Source organism: Devosia beringensis (assembly GCF_014926585.1).
Lineage (GTDB): Bacteria > Pseudomonadota > Alphaproteobacteria > Rhizobiales > Devosiaceae > Devosia > Devosia beringensis.
The window spans coordinates 906,020-919,318 of the sequence record NZ_CP045422.1; the positions used below are offsets into that span (position 1 = coordinate 906,020).

Sequence of the window (13,299 nt, forward strand, 5' to 3'; positions counted from 1 at the left end):
TGCTAGTCCTCGTTGGCGCCTACGGCGAGCCGCAGCACGCCCTGTTCTGAAAATTGCGGGCGTTCCAGGGTGCCGGCGACCCCGCCCTCATGCAGCACGACGATGCGGTCGGAGACGCCGATCACCTCCTCCATGTCGCTCGAAATCATGATCACCCCCACCCCAGCATCGGCCAGCGCGCGCAGCAGACGGTAGATTTCCGACTTGGCGCCCACATCGACGCCCCGTGTCGGCTCGTCGAAGATGATGAGGCGCGGCCGCATCGAGAGCCACTTGGCCAGCACCACCTTCTGCTGATTGCCGCCGGAGAGTTCGGCGGCGACCCGCGTGAGATCGGCGGCCTTGATGGCGAGGGCGCTGCGCTGGGTCTCGGCCCGATCACGAATGCCGCGCCAGTGGACGAGGCCATGACGGGCCAGGGAATAGAGGTCCGCCAGGGCGATGTTCTCGTCGATGGCGCCTTCGAGGACGAGGCCGGTGCGTTTGCGGTCTTCTGGCACCAGATAGAGCCCGGCCCCGATCGCCTGGCGCGGGGTCGCGGCATGGAACGCCTGTCCCCCGAGCCGAATGGCGCCGGCCAGCAGCGGCCTTATGCCGAAAATGGCCTCGGCCAGTTCGGTACGGCCGGCGCCGACGAGCCCGGCAATGCCGAGGATCTCCCCCGACCGCACGGCGATATCGGCCCGGGCCTGCGGCCAGGCTGCAGTGGCGACGCCGGCAAGCGAAAGGATGACGTCGCCGGGCGGCGCGGAAGGCGGGGTATAGAGCGCCTTGAGGTCGCGCCCGATCATCAGGCGGATCATGGCATCATGGCGGATATCCTGGCGCGCCAGTTCGCCCGCCACCCGGCCATCGCGCAGGGCGACCACGCGGTCGGCACAGGCCTCGATCTCGCCGAGGCGGTGGGAAATGTAGATGACGGCAATGCCCTGCGCCTTGAGGTCGGCGATGACCTGCAGCAGGGTCCGGGTTTCGGCCAGGGTCAGCGACGAGGTGGGCTCATCCATGATGACCACGCGCGCCTCGATGGACAAAGCCCTGGCGATTTCCAGCAGTTGGCGCTCCGCCAGCGACAGGTCGAGCACCGGGGTATCGGGGCCGAAATGCGCACCGACCCGGGCCAGCAGCGGCCGGGCCGCCGCGCGCATACCTTCAAGGTCGAGCAGGCCAAGCGGCGACCGCTTCTCGCGGCCGAGGAAGATGTTCGCGGCAACATCGAGATTGTCGAAGACATTGAGTTCCTGGTGCACGAAGGCAATGCCGGCGGCCTGCGACTGCGTCACGCTGAGGTGCTGATGGGCGGTATTGCCGATGACGATGCGGCCGGCGCTGGGCGCGATCACGCCGCCGAGGATCTTCATCAGCGTCGACTTGCCGGCGCCGTTTTCGCCGATGAGACCGAGCACCTCGCCGGCATGGACGGCCAGGGAGACGTCGGACAAAGCCACGACGCCGGGATAGGCCTTGGAGATGTTCTCGAGCGCCAGCAAGGGTGGTGGCGGGAGCATATGAAGTGTCATGTCGCGTGCCTAAAAGGACGGCGCCAGCGGCACTGTCGGAGCATAGGGGTAGCCGCACCGGGCCGGCCAGGGCTCGGTGCGGCGGGGTTGGCGGGGAGGACTAGCCGCCAATGCGCGCCTTGAGTTCGGCTTCGAAGGCATCGACATTGGCGGCATCGATCACCTTGGTGGGGACAATGATCAGGCCGTCTTCCGGCACGCCGGACATGTCGCCTTCGAGATATTTGGCCATCAGGAGCATGCCCTGATAGCCCCACTGATAGGGGTCCTGGACGACGGTGCCGGCAAAGCTGCCTTCGCGGACGGCGCCCAGGGTGATGGGATCCTCGTCAAAGGCGATGACGGTGATCTGGCCGAGCTTGCCGGCCGCCTGCAGGGCTTCGTAGATCTTGGGCGGATTGTAGGAATAGAACCCGACCATGCAGGTAATGTCGGGATTGGCGGCGAGCACGTCATCGACATTGGAGCGGGCGCGGGCAAAGTCGACATCGTCGCCGCGCACGTCGACCAGTTCGATGCCCGAGCCCTCAATGGCCGAGCGGAAGCCGGCAATGCGCTCGATCGCATTATCGGCCCCCAGGAAGCCGACAAAGCCCATGCACTTGCCGCCATCGGGCAGCGCCTTGACGGCAATCTCGCCGGCCTGCTCGCCGGCCAGGGTATTGGACGAGCCCAGATAGGCGATGCGATCGCTGTCGGGGGCATCGCTGTCGGTGGTGAACAGCGGCACCTGGCCGGCAATGCGGTTGAAGGCATCGATGGAGTTTTTGGGATCGGCCGAGGAGATCATGATGGCATCGGTGCCGGCCGCCACCAGGTCATCCATCAGGGAATTCTGCAAAGCGGCGGTGCCCTGGGCGGGATAGCGGAACTGCAGTTCATAATTGGGCAGCTCGGCCTGCGCCTTGTTGACGCCGGCTTCGGCCAGCTTCCAGAAGTCGGAGGCGGCGTTGACGACGAAGGCCAGCTGCTGCTTGTCCTGGGCAAAGGCGGGGCCGGCAAGCATGGTGGCCAGGGCCGCCATGGAGATGGTGTGTTTCCAGTTCATTTAGTCCTCCCTGTCGCCAGCGGGTTGAGCCTGCTGCGCGACGTCTGCGTGATGTCCTGCGGCGTCAGTGCCGAAGAACGGTTCATACCCATCGCGGTCCAAACGGAAGCGGGGGCGGTGGGTGGTCCGCCTTGCCGCCTGCGAGCGGTATCGGTGCGCGCCTGGCCTAACCGGGGTACCAGACGATGCGCGGATCATCGGGGGCGCGGACATAGCTCCAGGCGCGCTCGATGAGCTGTTCGAGATCGATGAGGGGCCGCCAGCCCAAGAGCTGGCCGGCCTTGGCATTGTCGAGCCAGTTGCTGAAATAGGGGGTCGGCACCGCGACCGAATCCAGGCCACGCGCGCGCTGCAAGATCGCGGCGACCTGGCCGTAATCGATCGGTTCTGTCATGGCGATATTGAACAGTTCGCCCGTGGCGGCAGGATTGTCCAGCGCGGCCAGGATGGCGCGAACAAGGTCGCTGACATGAATGAAATTGCGCTTGAGCGGCCGGCCCTGCGCATCGTGCAGCAGGGGGACCGTCCCGGTCCGGGCCAGGCGCTTGATCTCGGCGGCGCTAAAGAAGTCGCTCCAGAGCGGCCCGCCGAACTGGTCGGCAAAGCTCAGGACATGGCGGAAATCGTCCTTTTCCATGATCCAGGGCGCGCGCAGGCAGCAGGTGTTGATGCCGTATTGAAAGCGGTACTGCTCGAGCATGACCTCCTCGATCACCTTGATCAGCGCATAGCAGCCCGGATAGGCCCGGCGCGGCGCCTGTTCGGTGATGGGCGCGTCGTAGTGGTGGAAGATATGCCCGACAGAGCAGTCGCCGCCGATCAGGATGAACTGGCTGGCCGTGGGCGAGGCGCGGAAGGCCTCAAGCAGGTTGAACATGCCCTTGACGCCGACATCGATGGCCAGATCCGGGCTTTCCTTGACCGCCGCCATATGCAGCACATGGGTGACGTCCTGCAGGGCGGCGTGCACGGCGGCGGCATCAGCGAGCGAGCCGCGGACCACCTCGACCGCGGGGTGATCGATGATGCGGTTGTTGCACAGGGCGCGCAGGCTCCAGCCGGCAAAGCGCGGCTCGCCCAGGAATGCAGGCAGGAAATTGAGGCCGACCTTGCCGGTCATGCCGGTTACGAGAAGTTTCACTGATGTTTCCTCGGAACTGTCCGGCGTCCGGCCGCTTCCGGCCGGCATGGCGCCGGATGCGCCATGCCGCGACGTGGAGGACAGGAGAACTACTGCGCGCAGAAGCCGGGCTCTTCGTGGGTGCAGACGTCCAGCCCGGTATAGAGCGGGTCTTCCACGGCCTCGCCGTTGATCAGCTGGATCATGACGTCGGGCGCCCTTTGCCCCATTTCGAACGGCCGCTGGCCGATCTGGGCGTGGCTGCGCCCCTCGTTGAAGGCCTGCACCTGGGGCGGCAGCGTATCGCCGGCGACAATGATCAGATCATTGCTCTTGAGCCGGTCCATGACCTGGTCGGTGACCTGGGAATAGGCCTGGGGCGCGAACTGGGCCCAGCCGCCGATCAGGATGAAGGCATCAAGATCGGGGTTGGCGGTGAAGACGTCAGCCATCTGCTGGTTGGCGAGATCGGCCTGGTCATTGGTAAAGACCGGGCAGCCTTCCACCTCGCTCCAGCCGCCCTCGCCGGCCAGGCGCTCGATGCCCTTGGCGCCGGCGATGGTATCGCGGAAGCCGGCGGCACGGGCATTGATATTGTCGGCCGCCACATTGCCGAGCTGCAGGCAGACCGTGCCGCCCTCGGCCTTGAGGCGCTGGGCCTGCTCAGCCATTTTCACGCCCATGAGATAGTTGTCGGTGCCGAGATAGGTGGCGCGGAGATTGCGGTCGGCTTCGAGGAAGTCCGCGTCGACCGTCATCACCGGCACATCGGGCGCGATCTCGCGGATGCGGTTGGCCATGGCCGGGGCATTGGAGGGCGAGATGGCGATTGCGGCCACGCCCTTGGTCAGAAGGTCATCGACGATCTGCACCTCGCCGGCCTCGTCGGTGCTGGAGGCCGGGCCCGTATAAAGGCACTCATATTCGGAATCCGGATTGTTGGCTGCCCAGTCCTGGCAGCCCAGATTGATCTGCTCGAAGAAGGGATTGTCCAATCCCTTGACCACGATGGCCAGCGTCTTCTTGTCCTGGGCCTGGGCCCCAGCGGCTGAAAGCGCCACCATGGCGGCGGCCGCAGCCATATACCTTGCGTACCTCAATTCACGTCCTCCCATGTTGCGGATCCGCCGTCCGGCGTCTTTTTGACGTCCGATCGCCGTTCCTGCTGCTGCCGGCAGTTCCGGCAGCATCCCTCCAGTCCCGGACTTGCGTCCTGGTCGCTACAGCATCATTCCGATAGCGCCACTGATATTATGTGATAATATCATCATTGAACGGGCGTGGACGTCAAGCTTGAATCGTGCGGCCGAGGCGGGCAAATACAGAGCATGCCGCCCCGGCCTTTGGCGCAGAAGCGCCAGCAGGCGGCCATGACACCGGGGGAGCGCAATCGAGGGGGAGGCGCATGAGCGCATTGCGACTGGATAATATCAGCAAGAATTTCGGCGCGATTCGCGCGCTGACCGATGTGTCGCTGAGCATAGAGCCCGGCGAGGTGCTGGGCCTGATGGGCGACAATGGCGCGGGCAAGTCCACGCTGGTCAAGGTCATTGCCGGCAATTTCGCGCCGTCCGCGGGCGAGATGTCTATCGACGACAACAGGGTCCGGTTTCACCGGCCCATTGACGCCCAGCGCGCGGGCATCGAGGTGGTCTACCAGGACCTGGCGATCTGCAACAACCTGTCAGCGGCGTCCAATGTGTTCCTCGGGCGCGAGCTGATGCGGCAGGTCGGTCCGTTCCGCATTCTCGACTATGCCGGCATGCGCAACCGCGCCGCCGAGCTGTTTGCCCGCCTCAAATCGGAAACGCGACCGCGCGACCTGGTCAAGCGCATGTCCGGCGGGCAGCGCCAGGCCGTGGCCATTGCCCGGACCCTGCTGAGCGATGCCCGCATCGTGCTGATGGACGAGCCCACGGCGGCCATATCAGTGCGGCAGGTGGCCGAAGTGCTCAACCTCATCCGCCAGCTGCGCGATCACGGCATTGCCGTCATCCTGATCAGCCACCGCATGCCCGATGTGTTCGATGTGGCGGACCGCATCGCGGTGCTGCGGCGGGGGGTGCTGGTGGCCGACAAGAGGGCGGCCGAGTCATCCCCCGAAGAGGTCACCGGCCTCATCACCGGCGCCATTGAATTCGCGTGACACGACAGGACCGTACCATGCCCAGCCCTTCCCTCTCCGAGGTTATCGACCACTCCGAATATCGCGGCGTGCTCGGCCGGCTGACCAGCCACCAGACCTTTTGGGTCTTCATGGCGGCGCTGCTGGCCTGTTTGGCGCTGACGCTGCTCACCGACACCTTCGCCACCGAGCGGAACCTGTTCAACGTGTCACGCAATTTCGCCTTTGTCGGCATCATCGCCATCGGCATGACGGCGGTGATCGCCTCGGGCGGCATCGACCTGTCGGTCGGATCGACCGTCGTGCTGTCGGCCATGGTGGTGGCGGTGCTGATGTCGGGCGGCATGCCGATCTGGATCGGCATTCCCGCCGCGCTGCTGGCTGCCGTGCTTGTGGGGGCGGCCAATGGCGTGCTCATCGCCTATGCCGGCATGCCGCCCTTCGTGGTGACACTGGGGAGCCTCTCGGTAATCCGTTCGCTGGCCATGGTGCTGTCGGACAACAAGATGATCTATGAATTCGGCCCCGATAGTGCCGTGCTGCTCGGGCTGGGCGGCGGCTCGACGCTGGGCCTGCCCAATCCGCTGATCGTGCTGGCCGTGCTGGCCGGGGTGACGGGGTTTCTGTTCAAGTGGACGCGCTGGGGACAACACCTGTTTGCCCTGGGCGGCAATGAGCAGGCCGCCAAGCTGACCGGCATCGCGGTGCGGCCGCTCAAGGTCTCGGTCTATATGTTCTCGGCCTTCACGGCCGGCATTACCGGCGTGCTGGAAGTGGGCTGGCTGGGTGGCGTCACCACCAATCTGGGGCAGGCGATGGAGCTCTCGGTGATTGCTGCGGCCGTGATCGGCGGCGCCAATCTGGCGGGGGGCGTCGGCACCGCCTTTGGCGCCATTGTCGGCGCGCTGCTGATCGAGGTGATCCGCAACAGCCTGATCCTGCTGGGCATCAGCACCTTCTGGCAGGGTGCTTTTGTCGGCTCGTTCATCATCATCGCGGTGGCCTTTGACCGCTTCCGCAGCGCCCGCTCGTCCGACTAGAGCAACGACCGCGCCGCCTGGCTTATGGGGCCCGGCGGCGTGGCGCGGCGCTGAGCACGGCAGCCGGGCCGGTCGACTGGCGCTCGACCAGCACGCATTCCACCTTGATGCGGCTGGCCGCGGAATGGAGGCCCCCGACATCGTCGAGCAGCAGTTCCACTGCCGTCCGGCCCATTTCGTAGAGCGGCAGCACCAGGGTGCTGAGCGGGGGATGCATGTATTGGGCGATTTCGCGATCGTCAAAGCCGATCACCGCCACATCGTCGGGGACCCGCAGCCCAAGCTCGCGCAGGGCGTCGTAGCAGCCCAGCGCCATCATGTCGTTGGCGCAGAAGATGCCATCAGGCGGGTTGTCCAGCGCCATCAGTTCTTTGGTCATGTCATAGCCGGCAGAGGGCTCCCAGTTGCCGGGGCGAACCAGAGCCGGATCGAACGGCACGTCATTGCTGGCCAGAGCCTGCTTGTAGCCCTTGAGCCGGTCGCGCGCCGCGTCGACGCCCTGCTCGCCATTGATCAGGGCGACGCGCCGGCAGCCGCGGTTGAGCAGATGTTCGGTCGCGGCGCGGCCGCCCAGCACATCGCCGGGCAGCACGGAATGGGCGCTGTGGTCCTCGTCGTAACAGTTGAGCAGCACCAGCCGGTGCCGGGCCAGCGCCGGCGGGACCTGCACCACGCGCGTCAGGATGGTGCCATAGATCAGGCCCAGGACCGGGACATTGCCCAGGCCGGCCAGCAGGCTGGTTTCGACATCGGCATCGGCATGGCTGACGCCCATGAGCATGTTGATGCCCGCTTCCAGTGCCCGGTCGCGCGCGCCCTCGAAGGCCAGCGACATCCAGGGATCGGTAATGGTCTCGTCGGCAATGAAAATGATGGTGGATTGCAGGCCTGGTGCGGCCCGCTGTTCGCGGCGTACGAACTTGTAGCCCAGGGTCTGGGCGGCCTCGAGCACGCGCTTGCGGGTGGCGTCGGCGAGGCGACCGCTCTTGCCACCGCTCAGCACCAGCGACACGGTCGCCTGTGACACGCCAGCCGCGGCCGCGACATCCATCATCGTGGGTCGCCCGGTCGGCGAGCGTCGCTTTGAAGTCGTCACAGGCAGTCGTCCTCGTCCAGTTCACCCAATGCGGCCCGTGCGCGCCTGGTTCCGCGGCCCAGGCCGCCGGCCTGCAGCGTGGTCAAGCTGCCCAAGTTCCTAAGGGTGTGCAGGGCCGAGGTCAACGTCATGAGCGCGTTCCCGGGGGCGGTCGAACCGCCCATGCGTCAGCGGCCGGATTTCTCGCGGCCATAGAGCAGCAGCATGGTGATGATGACGCCGCCATAAATGATCTGGCGGCCGAATTCGGCGATCTGCATGACCGAGAGGATCGACTGCAGCAGGGTGATGAGAATCACCCCGGCCGTGGTGCCGAGATAGCTGCCGCGACCGCCCAGGATGGAGGTGCCGCCCAGCACCACCGCGGCGATGGCCGGCAGCAGATAGGCATCGCCCATGGACTGGGCCGCCTTGCCGGCATAGCCGGCCAGCAGGACGCCGCCAAAGGCGGCCAGCCCGCCACAGACGGCAAAGGCGACCATGACCACACGCTGGGTCGGCACGCCGGAGAGATAGGCCGCCGCCTCCTTGTTGCCGATGCCATAGACGGCCCGGCCAAAGGTGGTGCGGCCGAGCAGGAAGACGGCCACCGCGCCGGTCAGGGCCCAGACGATGACCGCGTTGGGAATGCCCAGGATCGTGCCGGCCGCCAGATAGCGCATGGCCGGGGAGGCGCTGTCGACCGGGGCGAAGCCGCCGGTATAGGCCACCATCAGCCCCTGGGCGACGGCATTGACGGCCAGCGTCATGATCATGGAGGGAATACGCAGATAGGCGGTGCCGAAGCCGTTGACCAGCCCGACCAGCACGCCACAGAGCACGCCGAAGGGAATGGCAAAGACCTCGCCCATGGGGCCATAGGCGGTGGCGGCCGAGGCCATCATGGCGCCCAGCGTCACCGTCCAGGGGACCGACAGATCGATCTGGCCGAGCAGGATGACCAGCATCATGCCGGTGGCGATGACGCCGAGAAAGGCGCCGACCTTGAGCTGCTGCAGCAGGTATTCGGGCGACAGGAAATTGGGCGAATAGAGGCTGCCGATCAGCAGCAGCAGCAGGATGCAGCCAAAGGCCGTCGCCACCGGCAGGTCGATGCGGCTGGTCCAGGAGTTGGGTAGCGCGGGGGGCGTGTCGAGCTTGTCGGTGGTCATCATGCGCCTCAGGTGAACAGATCAAGCCGGTTGCGCACCTGGAACAGGCGGGCGGCCCCCAGCGATACGGCCAGCAGCAGCACCACGCCCTGGAACAGGGGCTGCCACAGCGGATCGAAATCGAAGACGAAGAGCAGATCGCCGATGGCGCGGAAGGCCAGCGCGCCGAAAATGGCGCCGATGGCACTACCGCGGCCGCCGAACAGCGAGACCCCGCCTAGCACCACCGCGGCAATGGAGCTCAGCGTATAGGTATTGCCATTGGCCAGGGACGCCTCGCCGGAATAGGTGAAAAAGGTCATGAACAGCCCGCCCATGGCGGCGAAGAGGCCGCTGAGCACATAGGCGGTGAACTTCGCGCGCTGCACCGGCAGGCCGGACATATAGGCCGCCGGTTCGGACGAGCCCACCGCATAGACGGCACGGCCAATGACGGAGCGGCGGAACGGCACCCAGACCAGCAGCACCAGTACGATGAGGAAGAGCAGGCTGGCCGGAAAGACGCCAAAGACCTTGCCGGTCAGCGCATCGGCGAGATCGGCGGAAAAGTCCGGGGCACTGCCCGGATAGGGCCGGATCCACAAAGCGATGCCAAAGAAGACCGCGCCGGTAGCAATGGTGATGACGATGGGCTGCAGCCGCCCATAGATGACCAGCAGGCCATTGAGCGCGCCGCAGGCGAGACCGGTGAGCAGCACGCCGCCCACGCCAAAAGCCACGGTCAGCGGCGTGCCCACCAGCAGATAGGAGGCCAGGCAATTGGCGAGGATGAAGATCATGCCGACCGAGAGATCAATGCCGGCGGTGAGCACGACAAAGGTCTGCGCCATGGCGACCAAAGCCAGCAGCACGCCCTTGTTGGCGGCGGTCTGCACCACATTGGGGGTGAAGCCGGCGGGATGGTTGGCGGCATAGAGGGCGAACATGGCGATGAAGATGGCCAGAGCCAGCAGCATGCCGCGCTGCTCGGCGAGGCGGTAGGCCAGGGTGTTCATGCCACCTGCTCCCGCTGGTCGATATTGAGCGCCGAGGCGATCAGCGCATGCTCGGTGATCTCGCTGCCGACCAGTTCGCGCCTGACCGCCCCGTCATAGAGCACCAGGACGCGGTCGCAGCAGCCGATCAGCTCGTCATAGTCGGTGGAGTAAAGGATGATCGCGGCGCCCGCGGCGGCGAGCTGGCGCAGCAGCGCATAGATTTCCTGCTTGGTGCCGACATCGATGCCGCGGGTGGGGTCGTTGAGCAGGATGATGCGCGGGTCGGTCATCAGCCATTTGGCAATCACCACCTTCTGCTGATTGCCGCCTGACAGCGACCCGACCGGCAGAGCCGGGCTCGCGGTCTTGATGGCGAGCAGCCGGATCATGCGCTCGACGGCGGCGCTTTCGGCGCGCCGATCGACGATGCCGGAATGCGAGACCTGGCCCATGGCGGCAAAGGAAAGATTGTCGCGCACGCTCATGGGCAGCATCAGGCCCTCGGTCTTGCGATCCTCGGGGATCAGCGCCATGCCGATGGCATCGGCCTTGGCGGCGCGCGGGCTGTTGATGCGGCGCGGCTGGCCGTCGATCAGGATATCGCCGGTGACGCCGCGCAGCACGCCGAACAAAGCCAGCAGCAGTTCACGCTGGCCCTGGCCATCGAGCCCGCCCAGGCCCACGACCTCGCCGGCCCTGGCGGTCAGCGAGACGCCGTTGAGCCGCTGCATCCAGGTCAGGTTGCGCGCCTCGAGCACCGGCGTCGTGGCGCGGTCGACCTGGCCATGCTTGGGCGGGAAGACCGAGCTGTATTCGCGGCCGATCATCAGCTCGACCACCTCGTCATCGGTCTTGCTGCCTGCCGGATAGGTGGCGATCTTGCGGCCATTGCGGAACACCGTGCAGTCATCGGCCAGCTCGGCAATCTCGTGCATGCGGTGGGAAATGTAGAGCAGCGCGATGCCCTCGTCGCGCAGGCGCTTGAGCACGCCGAACACCGTTTCGACATCGGCGGCGGTCAGGGCGGAGGTGGCCTCATCAAGGATTAGCAGACGCGGCTTGCGGGCCAGGGCCTTGGCGATCTCGACCACCTGGCGGCGCGACAAAGGCAGGTTCTTGACCAGTTCCATGGGGTGGATGTCGCCGCCCCCGGCCCGCTCCAAGGCCGCCATGGCGATGGAATGCTGGGCCTTGCGGTCGATCATGCCCAGCCGAGTGGGCGGATTGGAAATGACGATATTGTCGGCCACCGAGAGGTCGGGGATCAGCGAGAGCTCCTGGAAGATGCAGACAATGCCGGCGGCATTGGCGGCGGCGGGATCGGCAAAGCGCACCTCCCTGCCCTCAAGCAGCATGCGCCCCGCATCGGGCGCCACCACCCCCGCCATGATCTTGATCAGGGTGGACTTGCCGGCGCCGTTCTCGCCCAGGATGGCATGCACCTTGCCGGCGCGGACCACGAGGTCGGCCTGGTCGAGGGCATGCACGCCCCCATAGCGCTTGGAAATGGCTTCCATGCGGAAAAGCGGCACTGCGTCATCCATATAGATACCCCTGCCCGATCGGCCGCGGGAGACGCTCCCGCGGCCTGTTGTCCAGCCCAGCGGCTATTGGTTGGCTTCCGACTGGCCCATGATTTCCTGGGCGGTGAAGTTGATGCCGCAGGTGGGGAAGTCATTGCCGACGAAGAAGTTGTCGGACTGATCGGCATAGAAATTGACGCCGTCCTTGAAGTCGGGATCTTCGACAATGGCCAAAGGCAGCTTGACCGATTGCGGCACGACCTTGCCCTGCAGGGCATCGATGGCCGTCTTGATGGCGACCGCCACCTGGGCCGGGCCTGTGCCGGCAGAGGAGCATTTGAGTCCCTCGCCGGCGTGGGCGGCGCAGAATTTGCGGAAGCCGTTTTCGGTTTCGCCGCCAAAGGGCACGAAGGCGTGGCCGGCATCGATCATGGCCTGCACCACGCCGGTATCGCCGCCCTGGGCGGTGATGCCGTCAAAGGCGCCCTGCACCGCGATGGCGTCGGCGGTGGCCTTCTGCGCCGTGCCGTCATCCCACTTGCCGACCACCTCGAAGACGTCGAAGGGCTTGCCGCTGGCGGTCAGCGTCTCGTGAATGCCGTTATGGCGGTCGGTATCGACCGAGGTGCCGGCGACGCCGCGCACTTCGAGGATCTTGCCGCCCTCGGGCAGGTGATTGACCAGCCAGGTGCCCCAGAGGGCGCCGAGGCCGAACTGGTCAACATTGACGTTGATGGCGTCGGTGGTGTCGAGGATGTTGTCAAAGGCCACCAGCACCACGCCTGCCTCCTTGGCGCGCTTGATCACCGGCGCGAAGGCCTGCGGGTTCTGCGCATTGACGACGATGGCGTCATAGCCGCTGTCGATGAAGTTGTTGATGGCCGAGATCTGCGCGGCCACGTCCTCGCCGGTCGAGACCACCTTGAACTCGGACAGCAGCGCGGCGATGTCGGGCTGAGCCGCATAGGCCTTGGCGGTCTGGATCATCTGAATGCGCCAGGTATTGGCGATATAGCCATTGGCCAGCGCGATGCGATAGGGCCCCTCCTTGGCCGGGAACTGGAAGAACTGGGTGTCCTCCGCCCAGGGCACATGGCAAGTGGGATCGGTAGCGGGGCCGGCGACCACGGCGGGCTCGGCCATGGCGACAGAGCCAAGGGCCGCAGACAGCACCAGCGCAGACGCGGTGCCGCAGGCAAGTTTGAGCAATACTGACAATTTCATCGGTTCCCTCCCAAGACATTCAGAGCAAGCCGTTCTCGCCGCAGCAGCGATTTGTCACGCTGTCTGCGTCGCTCCCTGAACGCCCCTCATCCATACGGCGAAGTGATGATATCATCAAGAAGGGAGTGTTAATATTATCAACAGCATTGTGGTGTGCGGCGGAGCATTGTCGGGCGGGGCCGCGTTCCGGATGGCGGAGGTTGGCCGGCTGAACCGGCCATGCGGGTCGAAAGAGCCGGTGATACTGAGGAAGGGGTAGCGCGTGCCAGCGCGCTGCTGTGGCGAGGCAAGGCAGCAGGCGATGCGCCTGCTTTGGAGAACCACGTAAATTCGAAAGGAAATGGTGCCCGGGACCGGAATCGAACCAGTGACACGCGGATTTTCAATCCGCTGCTCTACCAACTGAGCTACCCGGGCAATGGGGCGGAAGGTCCGCCCGGCTCAAAGCCATGGGCCTTATAGGGGAAGGGTTTTT

Annotated in this window: 11 protein-coding genes and 1 tRNA gene; 2 read left to right on the top strand and 10 right to left on the bottom strand. The window is 65.7% G+C overall.

Annotated features, from left to right (window positions below):
• Positions 1-2 precede the first annotated feature (2 nt).
• The 4 genes from GDR53_RS04440 to GDR53_RS04455 all read right to left on the bottom strand — a co-directional run bounded on the left by GDR53_RS04440 (position 3) and on the right by GDR53_RS04455 (position 4,788).
• Positions 3-1,508, bottom strand: coding sequence for a sugar ABC transporter ATP-binding protein (locus GDR53_RS04440; protein WP_193336882.1), 1,506 nt, complete (start codon positions 1,506-1,508; stop codon positions 3-5).
• Between the two features lie 112 nt (positions 1,509-1,620).
• On the bottom strand, positions 1,621-2,568 hold the full coding sequence (locus GDR53_RS04445; RefSeq protein ID WP_193336883.1) for a sugar-binding protein: 948 nt from the start codon (positions 2,566-2,568) through the stop codon (positions 1,621-1,623).
• Positions 2,569-2,734: 166 nt separating this feature from the next.
• Entirely contained in the window at positions 2,735-3,709 is a 975-nt protein-coding gene (locus GDR53_RS04450; RefSeq protein WP_193336884.1) for an NAD-dependent epimerase/dehydratase family protein, read from the bottom strand.
• 89 nt (positions 3,710-3,798) lie between these two features.
• Positions 3,799-4,788 carry a substrate-binding domain-containing protein gene (locus tag GDR53_RS04455; protein WP_193336885.1) on the bottom strand — a complete coding sequence of 330 codons (990 nt, stop codon included), beginning with the start codon at positions 4,786-4,788 and terminating at the stop codon, positions 3,799-3,801.
• A 305-nt stretch (positions 4,789-5,093) separates the two neighbouring features.
• Between GDR53_RS04455 and GDR53_RS04460 the strand changes: the two genes are divergently transcribed.
• Both GDR53_RS04460 and GDR53_RS04465 read left to right on the top strand, forming a co-directional pair.
• Positions 5,094-5,834: an ATP-binding cassette domain-containing protein gene (locus GDR53_RS04460; RefSeq protein WP_193336886.1), complete on the top strand. Its 741-nt coding sequence runs from the start codon at positions 5,094-5,096 to the stop codon at positions 5,832-5,834.
• 17 nt (positions 5,835-5,851) lie between these two features.
• Positions 5,852-6,853, top strand: a complete 1,002-nt coding sequence (locus GDR53_RS04465; protein ID WP_193336887.1) for an ABC transporter permease — start codon at positions 5,852-5,854, stop codon at positions 6,851-6,853.
• 22 nt (positions 6,854-6,875) lie between these two features.
• Here the strand turns inward: GDR53_RS04465 and GDR53_RS04470 are convergent, their stop codons facing one another.
• From GDR53_RS04470 to GDR53_RS04495, 6 genes are all read right to left on the bottom strand, one after another.
• On the bottom strand, positions 6,876-7,949 hold the full coding sequence (locus GDR53_RS04470; RefSeq protein ID WP_232846728.1) for a LacI family DNA-binding transcriptional regulator: 1,074 nt from the start codon (positions 7,947-7,949) through the stop codon (positions 6,876-6,878).
• Positions 7,950-8,116: 167 nt separating this feature from the next.
• Complete coding sequence (locus tag GDR53_RS04475) at positions 8,117-9,100, bottom strand: ABC transporter permease (protein WP_193337967.1); 984 nt, start codon at positions 9,098-9,100, stop codon at positions 8,117-8,119.
• A gap of 8 nt (positions 9,101-9,108) precedes the next feature.
• Complete coding sequence (locus tag GDR53_RS04480) at positions 9,109-10,095, bottom strand: ABC transporter permease (RefSeq protein ID WP_193336888.1); 987 nt, start codon at positions 10,093-10,095, stop codon at positions 9,109-9,111.
• Positions 10,092-11,621, bottom strand: coding sequence for a sugar ABC transporter ATP-binding protein (locus GDR53_RS04485; protein WP_193336889.1), 1,530 nt, complete (start codon positions 11,619-11,621; stop codon positions 10,092-10,094). Before GDR53_RS04485 ends, GDR53_RS04480 begins: the two co-directional genes overlap by 4 nt.
• Positions 11,622-11,684: 63 nt before the next feature.
• A complete protein-coding gene (locus tag GDR53_RS04490; RefSeq protein ID WP_193336890.1) occupies positions 11,685-12,824 on the bottom strand; it encodes a sugar ABC transporter substrate-binding protein in 1,140 nt (379 codons plus the stop codon).
• Positions 12,825-13,165: 341 nt separating this feature from the next.
• A tRNA-Phe gene (locus tag GDR53_RS04495) sits at positions 13,166-13,241 on the bottom strand.
• Positions 13,242-13,299 lie beyond the last annotated feature (58 nt).